The 17,633-nt window shown below is 50.3% G+C and carries 14 protein-coding genes; 4 read left to right on the top strand and 10 right to left on the bottom strand.

Features of this window, described 5'->3' with window-relative positions; genetic code table 11:
- Positions 1-198: 198 nt before the first annotated feature.
- Both V6669_RS02960 and V6669_RS02955 read right to left on the bottom strand, forming a co-directional pair.
- Positions 199-1,005 (bottom strand): helix-turn-helix domain-containing protein, encoded by an 807-nt coding sequence (locus V6669_RS02960; RefSeq protein WP_338590564.1) that lies wholly within the window; start codon positions 1,003-1,005, stop codon positions 199-201.
- Between the two features lie 73 nt (positions 1,006-1,078).
- On the bottom strand, positions 1,079-1,894 hold the full coding sequence (locus tag V6669_RS02955; protein ID WP_315939146.1) for a zinc ribbon domain-containing protein: 816 nt from the start codon (positions 1,892-1,894) through the stop codon (positions 1,079-1,081).
- Positions 1,895-2,243: 349 nt separating this feature from the next.
- Between V6669_RS02955 and V6669_RS02950 the strand changes: the two genes are divergently transcribed.
- From V6669_RS02950 to V6669_RS02940, 3 genes are all read left to right on the top strand, one after another.
- Positions 2,244-4,823, top strand: a complete 2,580-nt coding sequence (locus tag V6669_RS02950) for a UvrD-helicase domain-containing protein (protein WP_338590561.1) — start codon at positions 2,244-2,246, stop codon at positions 4,821-4,823.
- Positions 4,824-4,843: 20 nt separating this feature from the next.
- Complete coding sequence (locus V6669_RS02945; protein WP_338590559.1) at positions 4,844-5,161, top strand: hypothetical protein; 318 nt, start codon at positions 4,844-4,846, stop codon at positions 5,159-5,161.
- 93 nt (positions 5,162-5,254) lie between these two features.
- Complete coding sequence (locus V6669_RS02940) at positions 5,255-5,623, top strand: hypothetical protein (RefSeq protein ID WP_076332722.1); 369 nt, start codon at positions 5,255-5,257, stop codon at positions 5,621-5,623.
- 93 nt (positions 5,624-5,716) lie between these two features.
- On the opposite strand, the gene V6669_RS02935 is transcribed toward V6669_RS02940, so the two are convergent.
- Entirely contained in the window at positions 5,717-6,787 is a 1,071-nt protein-coding gene (locus V6669_RS02935) for a Gfo/Idh/MocA family oxidoreductase (RefSeq protein ID WP_047840275.1), read from the bottom strand.
- Positions 6,788-6,834: 47 nt separating this feature from the next.
- Positions 6,835-7,311: a GNAT family N-acetyltransferase gene (locus V6669_RS02930; RefSeq protein WP_017690853.1), complete on the bottom strand. Its 477-nt coding sequence runs from the start codon at positions 7,309-7,311 to the stop codon at positions 6,835-6,837.
- A gap of 249 nt (positions 7,312-7,560) precedes the next feature.
- Here V6669_RS02930 and V6669_RS02925 point away from each other — a divergent pair, with 249 nt between their 5' ends.
- Positions 7,561-8,625, top strand: coding sequence for a copper amine oxidase N-terminal domain-containing protein (locus V6669_RS02925; RefSeq protein ID WP_338590555.1), 1,065 nt, complete (start codon positions 7,561-7,563; stop codon positions 8,623-8,625).
- Between the two features lie 651 nt (positions 8,626-9,276).
- Here V6669_RS02925 and V6669_RS02920 read toward each other — a convergent pair.
- From V6669_RS02920 to V6669_RS02895, 6 genes are all read right to left on the bottom strand, one after another.
- A complete protein-coding gene (locus V6669_RS02920) occupies positions 9,277-9,678 on the bottom strand; it encodes a RidA family protein (protein ID WP_091038316.1) in 402 nt (133 codons plus the stop codon).
- A gap of 233 nt (positions 9,679-9,911) precedes the next feature.
- Positions 9,912-10,886, bottom strand: a complete 975-nt coding sequence (locus V6669_RS02915; protein ID WP_338590552.1) for a M15 family metallopeptidase — start codon at positions 10,884-10,886, stop codon at positions 9,912-9,914.
- Between the two features lie 407 nt (positions 10,887-11,293).
- Entirely contained in the window at positions 11,294-12,094 is an 801-nt protein-coding gene (locus V6669_RS02910) for a hypothetical protein (RefSeq protein WP_338590550.1), read from the bottom strand.
- A gap of 46 nt (positions 12,095-12,140) precedes the next feature.
- On the bottom strand, positions 12,141-15,344 hold the full coding sequence (locus V6669_RS02905; RefSeq protein WP_076215546.1) for a DEAD/DEAH box helicase: 3,204 nt from the start codon (positions 15,342-15,344) through the stop codon (positions 12,141-12,143).
- Positions 15,345-15,549: 205 nt separating this feature from the next.
- Complete coding sequence (locus tag V6669_RS02900) at positions 15,550-15,981, bottom strand: chemotaxis protein CheW (protein ID WP_176873076.1); 432 nt, start codon at positions 15,979-15,981, stop codon at positions 15,550-15,552.
- A 612-nt stretch (positions 15,982-16,593) separates the two neighbouring features.
- Positions 16,594-17,541: an aminopeptidase gene (locus tag V6669_RS02895; protein WP_338590545.1), complete on the bottom strand. Its 948-nt coding sequence runs from the start codon at positions 17,539-17,541 to the stop codon at positions 16,594-16,596.
- Between the last annotated feature and the right edge of the window lie 92 nt (positions 17,542-17,633).

Here is a 17,633-nt window from a genome sequence, read left to right as displayed (position 1 = left end):
TAACTTCATACCTTTACTATCGACTTGACTGGAAACAGATGCTGTGACGAACATCACTGTCATATCTCAAATCAGCACAAACAGGCGTCTGCCTTCGGGCAGCGCCTGCTTTATGTACACACGCATTCGTTTCATCAAGATAGATACCTTTGTGCTGGCATGTTCACTCCATCAGAAGTGAATTAGTCGCCGATCTGTCTAGCTCTGGTCACCCTCTCCTGAAGGAGAAGACCAGTAACGCGCAGAGAGTTCTTCGTACCGGTGCCCATATCGGGACTCCAGTTCCTCCCCCATATCCTGTTCCAGTTCGTACAACACCAGCTCTTGAGCAAAATGATTCAGCAGCAGTCCGGTCATCACCGGATGCTCCGTCACCACTGCCTGTGTGGCGCATGATTCCCCGCGCATGCCCAGCATGCACCAGCGGCGATCTACCACCAGGGAAAATTTCCGACCATTACCTGTACCATACATAGGCAGACCCGACCAAGGGACAGGCTGATCGAGCATGCCTTCGCCACCATCACACGACCATAACAGCCGCACACCCCGAGCTTCAGCCTGCTGTAAGTCATTACGCAGCAGTTCTGCCTCTTCACGCCAAACGTCCACAACAATCTCATGCTGAGCCTCGGCCAATTCACGGCTCAGATTCTCAAACACATTTTTGTCCCCTTCGACGTTATAGAAGACAGGCTTCTCCGGTTCACTCTTGGGCATGCTGCTCTGAACATAATCCAGAGAGGTACGCATTTGATCGGAGATCATACGTGTCATCTCCTCCGGCTTCAGCACACTATACTTCGCCGGTTCCCCCGGACTACACCGCAAGAACCCACGCTGTTCCAGCCGTTGCAGGGTCGCATATACATTGGAACGGGACACGCCCAGCCGCTTCGCAACCTCATATCCTGAGGCTGATCCCTGACGAGCGAGTTCCACCATAATTTTAGATTCCATCTCGGTAAACCCGAGATGACGCAAATGATGCAGCAGTTGGTCCATATTCCCGTCCCCCCATGCTGTCAGCAACCCGCACTGCCTCACACTGATGCGGCAGTGCTTCTACTGCATCAGATCAGATCTGTTCGGCACCACAGCGCGGGCACCACTTCGACCCTTTGGGCAGCTCGGCTGCACAAATCTGACAATTCACCATTTCACGTGATACTTCGGTCTGTACGTCCACCGTGTTCACGATCGGGTTGTTTTCTTTCCAGTAGCGGATGCGTTCGTCCAGTTCCTGCTGACGCTCACGTTCCCGTTGCATCTCTTCATCTCTGCGACGTTCCCACTCCGCATCAAACGCTTCCTTTTCTTCCTGGGTAAATTCCGTACTGTTATATTCCGATTCCGTTTCCAGATCCGCTATGGACGGAATGACCGTATGATACGGCTCGTCTTCCTCCAGTTCCAACTCAGGTGGCGCATCGTAAAAGTCCGGCTCTTCAGTTGGGGTCTGAGCTACAGCTGCCTCCTGTCTTGCGGCTGTGGTGGCTCCTGCGACTCCTGCTGCTCCTACTTTGGGCGCTGCTGTCTTGAGTTCACCCAACTTGCGTCCGCATTTAGGGCAGAAGTTGGCATCCAGGGAAGCGACGTGTCCACACTCGCACAACCGTTCGTTCTTAAGTTGTGCAATCTTGTTGCGCAGACCATCAATCTCGTCCTGCAATTCGTCGCAGAGCTGCGACAGATCCACCATTTCTTTTTCCGCACGCGTCATATCCTGTGCCCGATAACCCTCATAGAAGATGCGACCCATATCTGTAAAATGGACTTCCTGTTCCTGTTGCAAGCCCACAATCTGGTTGTTCAGTTTCCCAATCTCAACGGCGTGTTGGGCACGCTCTGTTGCTTTGTTCGCTCCGTCTTTGATGCGCTGAAGCAGTTTCATGACCATTCCTCCTCTGTCCCGTCAAAACCAATATTATCATTTCTATTTAGTAGTAAATTAGCATATTACATCCTTCATGCAAAATGCTCAGGCATATAACTTATACGATATCATGCCAAAAAGTTGCGTAATCTCGTGCAGGTGCCCGTTTTATACCGATACTGGATGAAATCGGGGGCTTTCGTCAAGACCATATGTTCGGGTATAATGAAGCTTTGACCATACTTAACCGCCTGATTAGGCGACTAACTCTATCATACCAATTTACAATGTGATTGTGAAAAGGGCAAATGGTTTACTTTTAGCCGGGATAGTCCTATCCCTGAATGCATACAGAGGTGGATGAAACATGTTAAGTCCGAACTCAACGTTCTACCCCCGTCCGCTCGGGGTTACCCCGGCGGCGTCCCTGCCCCAGTCCCCGTCTGCTCCGCTGGAGACCAGTCGGCAACTCGTGGGTAATGAGCAACAGGATGCCTTTTATTTTCGTTCTCTGGAAGAGGCAGGTATCAAGTTAAATGCACCACAAATCTCGGCAGTCCGTCACGGCAGAGGACCGATTCTGACGCTTGCCGGAGCTGGTTGTGGCAAAACCACTGTGCTGGCTGCAAGAGCCGGTTACCTCATAGAGGTCAGCGGCGTACATGCAGGCAGTATCCTGCTGGTGACGTTCACGAACAAAGCCGCCACCGAGATGAAAGACCGGATCGCGGCTTTGCCAGGTATACGCCCGGCAGCCGCGAGAGCCGTGCAGGCTCGTACCTTTCACTCTTTTGCCCTGACATTATTGCGTCATTACGGTGTACAGGAAGAGATCTTTGGCGAGTCGCGGGCTCAGCACACGGTGCTGAAGATGCTTCTTCGCCAAAATGGCATGAGTGAAGCCTTCCAGCCTGAAAGTCTGCTGGCCATGCTTTCCGCATGGAAGATGCAAGGATCGGAAACAACCGACCTGCCTGAAAAATCGCAGGAAGAACGCGATGCCAAGCGTGTTCTGCTTGGTTACGAAGCCTGGAAACAGGATCGGGGCAAAATGGACTTTGACGATATTTTACTGCGGGCAGCCGCCCTGCTTCGTGACCCTGCTGTTCTGGGGCCGCTTCAGAAGCGTTTTCAGTACATTATGGTCGATGAGTTCCAGGATACCAACCACCTACAGTATGAAATTGTGCAAAAACTGGCTTCCGCTCACCGCAACCTGATGGTTGTGGGAGACGATGACCAGACGATCTATACCTTTAATGGCGCACGCCAGGAATCGATTTTGGAATTCGATAAAGTATACCCCGGTGCACGCATTGTGACGCTGGATATCAATTATCGCAGTGATGCACGCATTCTGGGACTCGGAAGTGAACTGGTCGCCCGCAATAAACGCAGACGTGACAAACGGCTGCGTGCCGCCGGAAACCGTGGAGATGCGCCCCGTTTCGCTACACCTTCCAATGCAGAGGAAGAAGCGGCGTGGGTTGTAAACCAGCTGTGCCAGCAGGTTGAAGAAGGACAACACACCTATCGTGATATTGCGATTCTTCACCGGACAGCAAGCAGCAGCCGGGCTGTATTTGAGCAACTTGTGTTGAAAGATGTACCTTTTGTACAGCATGGTGCTTCACCGGTGTTCTATGACCAGTCTCTCATCAGACCCCTGATGGATCATCTGCGTCTGTCCCTTGATCCACGTGCCATGGATGCTCTCCCCAGTGCATTGGGACCGCTCTATGTATCACGTGATGCGGGTCTGGAGTGGATTCAGCGCTGTGAACAACAACAGGCGAAAAAATATCCGCTTATTCATTTGGTAAAATGGGACAAGCTGAAACCGTTCCAGCAGGAACAGGTCAAGGAACGCATCAAGCTGATCAAATCGCTGCACAAACTAAAGCCCATCATCGCCATTCAGGAGATGCGCAGGCAGTTCTACGACAAGTATATGGAAAGTGGTGATCCCAGTATCTTCACCCATTATAAGGAAACGATGCTGGAAACCCTGGATGAATTTGAAGCTGCCGTCAAAAAATTCGAAACCGTGGAAGAGTTCATCCAATTCGCGGATGAGCTCTCCCGCAGACACCGGGAGATGGAATCTCTGCGCCGCGCACAGGACAGTGACGCAGTGCAGCTGATGACCATTCATCGGGCCAAAGGACTGGAGTTCCCTTGTGTCTACTGGATCGGAGCCAGTGAAGGCATTGTGCCTCACAGTACAGCACTGCGCCAGGATATCCCTGAGGATCAGAAAGCTGCGCTTGCTGTGCAGCAGACAGACGCGGAGCTGGACATGGCACTGGAGGAAGAACGCAGGCTCGCTTACGTTGCCATCACACGGGCCAAGCAGTACTTGTACGTTACCTCACCGGCGAGCCATCACGGAAAACCAGCGGATGTGTCCCGCTTCCTGCTTGAAGCCTTCGGCATGGAAGTTCCGGACAAACGTAAACCTCGTGAGGAGAGCCGGACGAGCAGTCAGGCTTCATATGGTAAAGGTAATGGACAGTATGCCCGCTCGGGCTCAGGTGCCCGTTCCGAAGGTCGGGATGTGGCACAGCGTCGTGCCATCAGCCACAGTGACCGTCGTGACTACGAGGTTCACAACGAACGTGATGAGGATCGCTTCGGTGAACGACGTGGCAGTGGTGAAATTCGCAACCATAAGGCATTCAGCACCACAGGCATAAGTCCGACAGCTGCGAGTTCCTCTAGTTCACATTCGTACACTTCAGGTTCAGGTAATGCTGAGCGTACGGAGACCGTTGCGGTCTGGAAGTGCAGTTCCTCCACCTGTAAAGCGTGGCTAAGACAGAAGCCTTCTGTGCCTTCTAAAGTAACCAAGAAGGCATCATCAGGCCCTCCCGCCTGTCCCCTGTGTTCAGGATCGATGGAGGCCAGTACCCGCCAGGTTCCCGTAACGGGGAGATTTGGGAAATAACTCAAAGGAAGAGGTCCCTTATGGAGTTAGACATGATTATTAAAGAGCGGATTCAAGAAAGATTCGACATCCTACAGGAATTGTACGATATGTGGTTTACCGAAAATCCGGCTGATATCGCTCCCAAAGAAAAACTTTTTCCACAAGCACATATTGAAAGACTTAGAACCATTACTTATCTATTAGATAAAGGGTTCATCGTGGTTCATCCCGTTAAAGATGAACCATCACTCGTGTCAGTTAGCATCACAGTAGATGGAATTGATTTTTTTGAACAAAGTCGATTAGAAGGTAAAGGCAATGGCTGGTCATATGTGACTGAACATATTGATGAGTAATTAATACGAGCATACAAGCTCGTTTCAGGGCGCTTTTTGCTGTTTATTAACAGTAGAAGCGTCTTTTTTCCATTTCAGAATGGGGGTTGGATTATGCAGGACGACAAACAACATCTGTATGTATCGGTAACTCATAACCTGATTGAACGAACAAAGAACGAATCTACACCCTTTGAAGTGTTGGTGGATGACGGGCAGTTGGGCCGATTAAAAGATCTGATGAAGGTGCTGGAGGATGACGATGCCTATACCTTGCAACGGGCGCCGGTACCCTACAAATCAGCAGACCACGATGAGGCAACAGAGCAATTTTCGGATGGCATGACCTTGCTGTATACCTTTCTGTATGACCATGGTACGCCGGATACCCGGCAGGCAATTGAGAGCATGAACGTGCTTCCAAGGCTGCAGGATACGGATTATGATGACCCTGGATACGAGAATTCACCACTGAATAAATGACCTGATGCCAAAAAGCATGCGTAACCGCAGATCACGCGGAAGACGCATGCTTTTTAAATATGATGAAGGACAACTGCCATGTGTAAAATGATCTCAATCCAGACGAATTTCCTGCCCTTTCTCAGCGGATTCGTAGATTCCGCACAACATGCGCGTGGAAGCCACACCATCCGCAATTGGGCTGATCGGCTCTGTACCGTTCAGACAACAATCCACAAAGTGGTCAATCTGGTTCTGGAATGCACTATGAATATGGAGACCCGTATTGTCCGTCTGGGGTTCAATATTCAGGATGGTATTATTTTTCTCCGTGACGATCAGTGTCTCCGGCTCCAATTCGAACCCACCACGCTCGCCGTATAATTTCACCGAAGATTCATCTCCGCGTGCATGCAGGGTAAAGCTCACATCCACCGCCAGCGAAGCCCCGTTTTCAAACCGAATAAGTGCATTCGCCATATCTTCCACGTCATTCACAGCTGCGCTGTAGTCGGCTGCTTTGTAAAAAGAAAGATGTTCGATATGGGCACGATTGCCCAACTTCCGATACGTATTACCACTGACCGAAACAGGTTTCGGCCTGCCCATGAGGTACCAACATTGGTCGATAATATGTACGCCGAGATCAATCAGGGGACCGCCGCCGGAACGGCTTTTGTCAGCAAACCAACCGCCTGGATTGCCATGACGCCGCAGAATGGAAGCTTTGGCATAATACAGTTCACCAAACTCCCCGGCATCAATGAATCTGCGCATCATCTGCATATTGTTATCATATCGACGCACAAATCCAACGATAAAGGTACGTCCACTCTTCTTAACCGCTTCTTCAATCCGTAGCGCATCTTCCACATTGGTTGCCACCGGTTTCTCAAGCAATACATGCTTGCCTGCCTCCAGTGCAGCAATGGCAAATTCCGCATGTGTATTATTCCAGGTACAGATACTGACAGCATCCACATGCGGGTCCTCCAGCATCTCCCGATAATCAGTGTATACGGATTGAGCATCATACTTCTGCGCAGCAGCTTTAGCCCGCTCTTCGTTCAGATCACAGATGGCATAGATGACGGCATCCTCGTTTTTGGCATAACACCTCATATGAAGATCCGAAATTGATCCTGTACCGATCATTCCGATGTGTAACATTTGTTTCGTGCTCATCATCGTCCTCCCTTCCTTTTCCACAACTTCCACAACATCATTATCGTCTAGTCTGCCCGCAGCATGCCTTCGTAAATACCCGGCGTTGAATTTTCAATCTTCACGGCACCCAGCGTCCGGGCATAGAAATCCACAGGTCCCGCTGATCCGATAATCGCATACCCGTAACCGTCCGCCTTCATCGCATGCATACAGGCCAGTAACAGGGCTGTGCCTACACCTTTGCCCCGTGCATCCTGGCTCACACCTGTCGGTCCGAAGAAGTTGCGACACGTCGCTTCGTAACAGGCAAATCCAATCATTTTCCCATGTTCAACCGCAATATAACAGGACACCGGCTGACGCGCAAAAGCGACCTCACATTCATCCACCCAAGCCTGACTAAAATGTGACCTCACCCAATCCAGTACAAGCTGTTTCTCTGGGGCAATGGCTCTTCGAATCACAATGGAGGATTCCTCCAACGCTCTCAGTCCACTCTCTTGCTCCGGTAAACGATAGAGCGCTACCAACATATCACTCATCTAATCCGTTCCTCCTCGTACTTGAATGTGAAATAGGACAAAGGTTTGGCCACTTACCTGAAATTAACCTGATCCTGCTGCGGATAACCTGCAATACAAGCGATATTTCTAATTTAAAATAATCTACCGCTTACATTCATTGCATTTCAACTGCAACACTTAGACGATTTGTCCCGTCTATTAACTTGAAGCGCGGCCCTAAGGAAGATTTTACCGCGTCAGTACACAGATTAGAAGGGATGAATATTGATGAACAACAACATGAAAAAAGTAAGTGCACTGATGGCCCTATCCATGGCATTGGGTGGTGGAGCCGCTTATGCAGCAACACTGGACAACACACAACCAGTCCATCAAACATCCGTTTCAGCAGATAGTAACGCAGTGAGTGTAGTAAACGTATCCGTGAATGGTGCAACCATTTCTGATGGTTATTGGAACAAAGATGGCAAAGTAGCCATGATCCCGCTGCGTGATCTTACCGACGCACTGGGTATTGAACTGGAATGGAATAAAGAAACTAAAACTGCAGAGCTGACTCGTGGTGCTCTCTGGACACAGGTAATCACAGGCAAGGATCAATATTCCGTGAATAAAATGCTGCTCACGCTGGGTACAGCGCCCGAAATCACAGGCGGCAAATTGTATGTACCGGTTTCTTTTGCAGAAAAAGCACTGCATGGAGAAGTGAACACAACAGGAAATCAGGTGACGATCACCAGTGAAGAGGACGTGAAGACGGTTACTGAACGTGGTGTAATTACCAGAATCTCGAACCAAGATAAATATAAGTCCATCCAGATTGGCGGTGCAGGTACGGATGGTATTGTGCTCAATCTGAGCGATGAGACGAAATTCATCTCAGTTGAAGGGAAAGAGATTGCACTGACTGATCTGGCCATTGGCATGAACGTGGAAGCTGAACATTCCCTGATCACCACCCGCAGTCTGCCACCACAAACGCCGACTTACAAAGTCACTGTACTGGATGACGCTGCGGAATCACAATTGAAAGACGTTCTGGGGACAGCGGGTACGATTGAAAATGTAACAACAGCTGAAGGCAGCATCTCACAGATTGAGATTACAGGTACACGCTTAACAGAAACAGCTCCTGACCATGTCGTGCTGAACATTGCTAAAGACACAATGATCGTGAACCACGAAGGTGAAACAGTGAAAGCTGAAGAACTGACCAAAGGAACTAAAGTCATTGGGTTCTACAGCCCTGTGTTGACACGCAGCCTGCCTCCGATCGGAACAGCTTGGAAAGTGGTTGTTGAAACACCTGCAGCAGAGCTGGAAGCGAAATAATACAATTGGAAAAACGTCTGGCTGAAACACATGTTACATGTTGTTGCAGACGACCGTGTGCATCGCTTAGCACGGGGTTATGAGTGTGGAGCATCATAAAGACCAGCCATCCGCATGTAGCTCCTGGCGCGCGGTGTAATGAGTTTGGCGCATCAAGAACTCAGCCGTGCGGCCAGGCGGCGAAGTCAATTCATAATAACCTTACCCGCTTGTCTTCTGACAAGCACGGGTAAGGTTATTTTTTGGTTTGTTGGTTTTTGGTTTTTAGTTTTTAGTTTTTAGTTTTTAGTTTTTAGTTTTTTAGAGCGTGTCTACAAACTGCTTCAAACCGAAGTGTACCTGAAACTTGTCCGGAGCAGACACGTGCGATGTGCGCTGCATTCGAAATACGTTGCATACTGAATGTAAGAGCAAGCGGTGTTAACGCTAACGCATCTGAGGCGTCTTATTCAAGGATTTGAAGCACCCGCAGAAATCTAAGGAATCTCAGGCACGCTATGTTTGAATAAATAGCTGTTTATAGCATTTTTATCAGAGGAATTCGGGAAATAACGTGTCTGATGTTCCTTACATTTTAGAAAGAGGACCTGATGGCCAAATAAGACGTCCTGCGTTCCTTAAAAAAGAAAATCTTCCGGATAACGGTCAGAATCAATCGGCTTGGACTTCATCTTCAACAATCGCTTCCACTTCAATCTCAACCATCAATAAGGGATCAATGAGTGCACTAACTTCAACCATGGTGGCTACAGGCTGGATCTGTCCAAAAAATTCACCGTGCGCCTTGCCAACTTCCTCCCATCTGGAGATATCGGTCACAAACATCCGGGTTCTCACCACATGCGACATGTCAGCCCCCAGTTCTTTCAGTGCATTCTCGATCGTCTGCAAAACGAACCTTGTCTGTGCATACGGATCACCCGCCCCAACAACTACACCATCTTGCATCGCGGTTGTACCCGCCACTTCAATTCGGTTCCCTACACGGATGGCACGGCAATATCCCACCAATGGTTCCCATGGGGAGCCCGTAAATACCTGCTGTCTGCTCATTCTCTCGTCCCTCGCTTTGGTTGTATTTGTCTCTTCGGATTAAACATGAATTATATCAGTCTATCATCATCCAAAACAATGGAATGAGGTCTAATTCTATCTTAACTCCATTAACATTTTTGCACAGAAAAAATCCCCTGAATGACTACCCATTGGTTAGATCAAGGACGGTTCATTCGGGGATTTATGAGAATTAGTATTAGTATCTTTTCTTTAAGGATGAAACATCCAAATTACAACTTGATATTAGCCTCATCGAAGTATTCTTCCAGAGTTAACCCACTCTTCGCCACATCCGGTGCCAAATCTGTACCGATGTACCGGATATGCCAAGGCTCATAGACGTATCCTGTGGTATCTTCTTCACCTTGCAGATAACGGATGACATATCCGTATTCTGCAGCGTGTTCAGCCAACCACTGGCCTTCCTTCGATGTGCCAAATACCTCTTCCAACACATTGCCCACACTCGGGCTGGATACATCAATGGCAAGACCCGTCTGATGTTCGCTTCGGCCCGGCACAGAGCTCACGCGATCTGTGTATTCTTGACCTTTGGTTTTGACATTATTGTTATAGATGGATACCTGACGCTGATATGAACGATAACCGGACACCGCACGAAGCTCAATGCCATCCGCTTTTGCACCTGCAAACAACTTCTCCAGTGCCTCCGCAGCTTCCTTGCGCATATGCCGCTTCTCGTGAGGTTCGTCGAAGGAGAACGGTACATTCGGCTCTACCAGATCGTCCGGCTCGTACCCGTCAGGCAGACTCCGTTGTTTGTTCACAATGACGGTCATAGACTCGGCATTGGTCACCACAGATTGTGCATCAATTGTCGTTTGCAGTGCGCTGATACTGCGTTTCTCCAGCAATGGATCTTCCGCTGTCGCGCCATTCCCATTGTCCGAAGAGCCCTGCCCTTCGCCCGCTGAAGCATTCCCAGACTCGCTATCCGTGCCTTCACCGCTGTTGCCAGAAGATGATGTGTCATCCCCGCCAGCATTGTCGCCATCCGTTCCTTTATCCTCCGTAAAATGAACCATTGTGCCGTCCGTCTCCTGTTGTGTGTTACCTGTTCCATTTGGATTCTGGCTCTCCTCTATGCCTGAACCGTTCTGGCACGCGGCAAGCAATGCTCCGCATATCATCAATGAGGACAGCATAACCACCATACGGCGCTGTCTTCCTGTAGTTGATTTCATGTAAAAACTCCTATCGCAATAATATAAAAGTTGTCTAGTTGTCTGCGTGTAATGTTCCCTGCGACAGTATACCTTAATTGGGAGCGAAGCTCCACCGGTAAAGACGTCCTTTAGAAGAGATCCGAATGAACATATACGGGCTGTACAGCCTGTATGAACGTTTTTTGGACTTTTAGAGCAACATCCCCGTGCTGTACACAACAGAAGTGAAAAGGGAATATGTCTTCATCGTATCCAAAAAGTGATTATACCGAGATGTACTTTACTAACTAATGAGCATTTTCAATCAAGACAAAGAGCGTTTTGTACCCGGAAATGTAATGAAATGAATCGAATTGAATAATTCAATATGTTGTAATAAAAACAAGCAGAGGTGATCTGAGATCTCCCCCGCTCTGATGGGTGTATCATTTGGTTGCCGGGCTGTCCGTCTTCTTCTGGACAGCCTGCCACATCCGCGCGGCTACACGCTCGCGGATCAAATCCAGCCCTGCGGTGGCCGGCACGCCCGGCAGCAGCGCCGTCAGCTCCGGCAACGCCGGCGGCTTGCCTGGCTGCGCGAGGCGCACCTCAACGGCGCCAAAGCCCGGCCCCGGCTGGTGCATGGCGCCGTCCGCGGCAGCCTCGGCGATCCACTCGCCGACGGCCGCGCCGCCTTCGCCGCCCCGCACTTGCGGGCGGCCAGCCGTTTCCGCTGCGCGGCCGGGGCCGCTGGGATCATGGGCGAGTTCCTCCGCCCATGCCCCCAGCACGCCGGCGAGCAGCGCTTCGCGCGGCAGGCCGGCGTGCGCCAGCTGCAGCAGCGGCTCGGCCGCGAGGCGCGCGGCTACGGCGCGCTCAGCGGCCGCGGCATGCGCGCAGCCAGTGCGGCCGCAGGTGCATGCCACGGCCGCGCTGGCCGTTGCTGCGCCTGGCGAGCCCTCGGGCGCTTGCGCAGTCGGCAGCAGCCCGGCGAGCTCCTCGGACGCCGGGCCGCCGAGCAGCAGGGCGTACAGTGTCAGCGGGCGCTTGCGCAGCTGAGCCAGTACAGCCTCGCGCTGGGCCTCGCTCAGTCGCGCGGGCGTTCCCGTGACCGTGAACATGCCTGCGGCTGATCCGGTCTTGCCCTCAGCAGCGGAAACTTCCTGGTCCGCTTCCGCTGCTGTATTTACTTCTGCTGTCCATCCACCGGGGGACATATGCAGCTCGATCTTCCATTTTTCGCTCACAATAATCCCCCTTTCTCAACATCTATATTCCTCTGAAAGTTCAAGGTCACAGCCACGTCTCACCCTGAAGTGAGATTAGACCACGCAGCTCATCATCCGACATCTCTGTCAGCCAATTCTCACCCGAACCAACGACCTGCTCGGACAGTGCCTTCTTGCTCTCAATCAGCTCATCAATCCGTTCTTCCAGTGTTCCCTGACAGATCAACTTATGCACCTGCACGTTGCGATTCTGTCCGATTCGGAATACACGGTCCGTCGCCTGATTCTCAACCGCGGGATTCCACCACCGATCATAGTGAACGACATGACTCGCCCGTGTCAGATTCAGACCCACACCTCCGGCACGAAGAGATAGAACAAACATGGACGGCCCCTCTCCTTTTTGGAAAGTCTCCACCATATCATCTCTTTGCGCCTTCGACACACCACCATGCAGGAAATAAGGTTCTTCCTCATATCGCTGTTTCAACCTCGATACCAGCAGATCTCCCATAGCAACATACTGCGTGAAGATCAGAGCCGATTCCCCGTTATCACGGATGGCGTCCAGCAGTTCAAGCAATCGCTCCATCTTACCAGATGCCTCAGCCTTGCCGTGGTCTTTCCGATTACTGTCCGCCAGCACTGGATGATCACAGATCTGCTTGAGCTTGGTCAAGGAGGAAAGAACAATCCCCTTCCGGGCAATGCCATTTCTGCCGTCCAGACCACCCATCAGATCATCCACTACACGTTGGTACAACACCGTCTGCTCCGGCGTCAGGGAACAATAGGATTTCAGTTCAAGCTTCTCTGGCAGATCCTTGCGAATATCCGGATCACTTTTCAGCCTGCGCAGCATGAATGGAGATACCAGTCGATGAAGCTCACGCAAGGATGCTGCATTTTCTTCGGATGGCCCCAGTCCCGTATACCGCTGACGGAACGATGAAGCTGTGCCCAGATACCCCGGATTGAGAAACTGGAAAATCGACCAAAGTTCGCTCAATCGGTTCTCTACAGGTGTTCCCGTCATCGCAATACGATGAAGTGTAGACAGGCGCATTACGCTTTGCGCTTGTTTGGTACGATAGTTCTTAATATATTGAGCCTCATCCAGCACAATGGTGGACCAGTGCAGCGAAGCCAGATCCGGGCCATCTCTGCCTGCCAGATGATAGGTCGTCAGTACAATGTCATGTGTCTGCGCTTCTGCCTGAAAATCATTCCCGTGCAACCGTTGTCCGCCATGATGAATATACAGCGACAGATCCGGGGCAAATCGCTTCAGCTCACGCTGCCAGTTTCCGAGCAGCGAGGTAGGACACACAATAAGTGCAGGCAGATGAACAGGCTGCTCATTCGTGTGCTGATCCGCCGAGAAAGAATCATCTGATCCATTCAACAGCTCATTCTCACGTGCTTCCTCTTCAGCCGCCTGGCGTTCCTCGTGTTTGCGGTCCAGCAGACAGGTAATTACCTGAATGGTCTTCCCAAGTCCCATATCGTCCGCAAGACATACGCCAAAGCCCAGCTCACGCATCGCGGATAACCATTGGTAACCTCGTTCCTGATAAGGTCTGAGTTCACCATGCAATTCTGCCGGAACCTGACGAGGCTCAATGCTGCGAAGCACCTGTCCATCAAGCAGGAAAGCAAGCATCCCATCGGATTCGGCACCAAAGACGGAAAGGCCCTTCCATGCGGAATCTTCCCCTTCATCCGCTGCCAGATGCAGCCATTCGGAGAGAGGCATGTATTGTTCTTCTTCTTTTTTCATATAACGCAAGACTTGGCGAATCTCTTTTGTATCCACTTCAATCCATTCACCGCGGAACATGACATAGGGAACTGTGGATTCAGCGAGCGCTGCCAGTTCCTCCGCCGTGACCGGTTTACCATCCAGCATAGGCTCCGCTTTGAAAGCAACCAATTGCTCCATGCCCAGTGCCGATGTGGCTCCAGGCAACCGCTCTGTTCCCCGATTCAACATCTGCAGACGGAGTCCCGCACGACGTTTCCCGGCACGACTCCACCTTGAAGGCATGAGAACGGTTATCCCAGCCTTCTGCAGACGTGGAACCGCATGCGTGAGAAATTCAAAGAAACCCTGCTGCTCCAGCTTAATTTCCTCTGGGCGAGCGGTAAGCAGCGCCGTCTCCAATTCAGGTGCCAATTCTGCTGCTTGCCCGAGTGCCATCAATAATTGCTCTGCCGCCGAGGTATATAACACCTTACCTCGGTCCAGATCTCGCTCCGGATGTGCCCAGATGGTCCGTGCAGGCAACCTCAGGCTTGGTTCCTGCTCACTGTCCACCCAAAAGCTTATTCCCCAGATCGTTTCATGTTCGCCCAGTGGAGGCTCCAAGCGGAGCACCAGCTTCAATTGGCCTTCAGCAGGCGCCATCTCTTCTGCTCCCACGATTGGCATTGACGTTCCACCAACTTCTTGCAGCGTATGAATAAACGCTGTCATATCGTCCGTCGGCCCTTGCACCGTCACAGGACGGAACATCGAGATCAGACTGTTCCACCAGAGTTCGGCTACTGGCGAAGATCCGCGTCGATATGGGGTGCGGTAACGGGACAGTTCACTGTCCATGCCCTCCAGTTCACTTGTCACTACAGCATGAATCATGCCACTCATGAATGAAAATAATACCGCAGCCCCTGCTTCTTCACGCGTTTCCGGTTCCAATGAAGCGTAAGCTCCAGGAGCAGCCAATCCAATCGGAGGCATCGCTTCTGCAAGATCGCGGAAGCGTTCGATGTCCTCCTCCTGCTGCAAGCGTGGCCGCCATACACCTGTTAATGTCTCTTGCCCGGTCCGTCGCCGTGCTCCGGTCTTTGCTGCGAATTCAGCCGATGGAGCAATTGCTCCTCGCAACAGCAGCTCCTGTGTGAACTGCGCTGCTTTGATCCAGTAACGCATCTCTTCTCCAACCTGAATTCCGGCTGCATTTAACAAACGGTCATCCCATTGCAGCAGCAACCTGAAGGCATCCTTAGGCGAGACTGCCAATCCTTCCAATGTGCGCCCCAGCAGCTGACGCCGCTTCGTGTTCTTCGCTTCAGCCGTGTTCCTCAACGGATTCGGCCAGCGCAGCTCCGCAAGACGCAGAGCGGCAGGCTGAAACAGACGACCCCCGTCGCCAAAATTCAACCTTCTTACCACGTGGCTCCATGCATCCACACGTGGTTCCGATGTTTCACCGGAAAAACAAAAAAATACGTCACCAAGCCATACTCCATACAGCGATTGCATCATTAAAGTCTCCCGTCATCCCTTCGCATTGTTACTCTCCATCATATACGAAAATGACCGGATTTAAAAACCTTTGCCCATAAAAAGTGGTTATTTCGATGCTTTGCAGCACAAAAAAATGTCCCTTCTCCCGAAAAGCGGATGAGGAACATTTGGGTAAACCGAAGGATAATACTGAAAATTGAAAGAATAACGGATCGTTATACTACTATGATCTGATCAAGCTGCCCAGTAATACATCCAGGTTCAAAATGCCTGCACGGTGATCTGCACAGAACCCGATTTTGTCAAAAACGCCAAGCATGAAACGGCGGTGTTCCTCAGCAGGTTCCTCGAAACGATCGTAACTTACGACAGAATCAACCATATCGACGATTAGAGGTACAAATCCTCCTTTGTAAGGCACCACAATAATACGTGTAGAAGAGGTATCCTCCTGGTCCGGCATGCCTAACAATACTCGAAGACTCACTACCGAAACGACCTTACCGTACAACGAAGCAAAACCTCTGATCTCCGGACTTCCAAACGGGACCGTAGTCACCTGCACCATTCTGATGATCTCATGAACTTCATCAATTCGTAGTGCAAAAATCTGGTCTCCTACCGAAAAATTAATATATTGCATTCCCTCGTCCATAGTTATCCCCATACCCTCTCATTCCGTATAATCAGACTACTTTCGTCCTATTAGATGTTACTTTGGTGTATCGGTTATTTTTGATCAAATGTTTAGGCTTCAGATCAATTTTGCCAACTTCAACAGACGTTGCATTACGGTTGCTGTCTCGGCTCTGCTCATTTGCCCTGTTGTGGGGGGTGGTGGAAGTCAGTCGTTTTAATATTGAGAGTAAGTAACCTGACATTGGATTGAAAAAATATATTCAAAAAAAGACCAAAGATCAGCTTTATGCCGATTTTTGGTCTTTTTTATCCCCATATATTATGGATCTGTTTCTATGTTTTCAAATACTTGGAACAAAAAAGCGATATTCCTGTGGATAACTTGTTTCATTACTCCAAAACGACTGTTTTATCGGATGAAAACACGAGTTATACCTGATTTGTGGATAAGTTGTGCACATATTGCACACATGCTGTGGATATCTTTGGCGTTTCATGTGGATATTCATTAATTTAATGTGGACATGTTGTGTATTTGTTTGTAAATCTAACGTAAAATCTAAATTTCCGCTTCAGTTATCCCTTACTGTGGACACGTTGTGGACATGCCTAATTTCCTTCACTGTAGTTATTCGACCAATTCACCCTGACGCATGATCAGCTTGTCATCGATGTACACGTCCGGCTTTTGTACAACTGCATCAATATGAACACCCGCGGCAATCGTTCCACCAAATGTGTTATTGCTGCCAAAGGCCACATGAATTGTGCCGTACACCTTCTCATCTTCCAGCACAACACCCGTGATTCGTGCCTTGTTATTGGTACCAATACCGAATTCGCCGAGAAAACGACCATCGCCCTCACCAAGCGTTTCCAGTAATTGAGCCCCATCTGGTCCTTCAGCTGACACCAACCGTCCTTCATTAACGGTCAATAGCATCGGTTCACGGAGTGCCCCAATTCCAGCAATGGAACCATCTACAACAATACTGCCCTCGCCCTTGCCCTCAACGGGAGCAATATAGGCTTCTCCTGATGGCAAGTTGCCCGATTCACCAGGGTTCAAATACATACCTGTGCTTGGTACACCGTCACGATCTTCAATGGAAAAGGAAAGACTATGGCCCTGCTTCTCTATTCGCACATGGCGACCTGCGGTTAATAGAGCCGTTACCTTCTCTGTCAACGCCTTTACTTGCGAATATTCAGCTGTAATGGCTCCGTTCACAAACATATCCTCTGTCATGCCAGGCATTGTTGCCACTCGGGTCCCTGAAGCAGCGGCTTTTTTGCGTGCCTGGGTATGTGTTAATGAATATCGCGTTACACACACGGCTACATCTGCTCGAATCATGGCCTCTGCAATCGGCGCAGGTGGCTCTTCTCCAGATCTGCTGCGTTCCTCCATGATTAACAGGACCGACTCTGCGCCAAGTGCTTTGCCTGCCTCATAGATGGATTCAGCCAGATCCCGTTTCATATCGTCTGCGACAACCACCAGATTCTCTCCGCTGCGCAGTCCGAGACATTCCGTTAGCACATTTTTACTGATTTCCACACGTTGCTTGCTCATACATTCATCTCTCCTGTCTTTGGTTCAGCTCTCAAAGTCGACTTGACCCTTTCGACAATTGGCACGGGATTCCTGCATGTCCAAACCTGAAC

Source organism: Paenibacillus sp. Y5S-9 (assembly GCF_036894235.1).
Classification (GTDB): domain Bacteria; phylum Bacillota; class Bacilli; order Paenibacillales; family Paenibacillaceae; genus Paenibacillus.
The sequence above is the reverse complement of the archived record's forward strand: the minus strand, read 5'-3'. Positions and strand labels throughout refer to the sequence as shown.

Excerpts from the sequence above, each read along its gene's own strand:
- V6669_RS02940 (WP_076332722.1), top strand. The coding sequence starts at position 5,255 with ATGCAGGACGACAAACAACATCTGTATGTATCGGTAACTCATAACCTG.
- V6669_RS02945 (WP_338590559.1), top strand. The coding sequence starts at position 4,844 with ATGGAGTTAGACATGATTATTAAAGAGCGGATTCAAGAAAGATTCGAC.
- V6669_RS02920 (WP_091038316.1), bottom strand. The coding sequence starts at position 9,678 with ATGAGCAGACAGCAGGTATTTACGGGCTCCCCATGGGAACCATTGGTG.
- V6669_RS02930 (WP_017690853.1), bottom strand. The coding sequence starts at position 7,311 with ATGAGTGATATGTTGGTAGCGCTCTATCGTTTACCGGAGCAAGAGAGT.
- V6669_RS02960 (WP_338590564.1), bottom strand. The coding sequence starts at position 1,005 with ATGGACCAACTGCTGCATCATTTGCGTCATCTCGGGTTTACCGAGATG.
- V6669_RS02915 (WP_338590552.1), bottom strand. The coding sequence starts at position 10,886 with ATGAAATCAACTACAGGAAGACAGCGCCGTATGGTGGTTATGCTGTCC.
- V6669_RS02935 (WP_047840275.1), bottom strand. The coding sequence starts at position 6,787 with ATGAGCACGAAACAAATGTTACACATCGGAATGATCGGTACAGGATCA.
- V6669_RS02925 (WP_338590555.1), top strand. The coding sequence starts at position 7,561 with ATGAACAACAACATGAAAAAAGTAAGTGCACTGATGGCCCTATCCATG.
- V6669_RS02950 (WP_338590561.1), top strand. The coding sequence starts at position 2,244 with ATGTTAAGTCCGAACTCAACGTTCTACCCCCGTCCGCTCGGGGTTACC.
- V6669_RS02900 (WP_176873076.1), bottom strand. The coding sequence starts at position 15,981 with ATGGACGAGGGAATGCAATATATTAATTTTTCGGTAGGAGACCAGATT.
- V6669_RS02955 (WP_315939146.1), bottom strand. The coding sequence starts at position 1,894 with ATGAAACTGCTTCAGCGCATCAAAGACGGAGCGAACAAAGCAACAGAG.
- V6669_RS02895 (WP_338590545.1), bottom strand. The coding sequence starts at position 17,541 with ATGAGCAAGCAACGTGTGGAAATCAGTAAAAATGTGCTAACGGAATGT.
- V6669_RS02905 (WP_076215546.1), bottom strand. The coding sequence starts at position 15,344 with ATGATGCAATCGCTGTATGGAGTATGGCTTGGTGACGTATTTTTTTGT.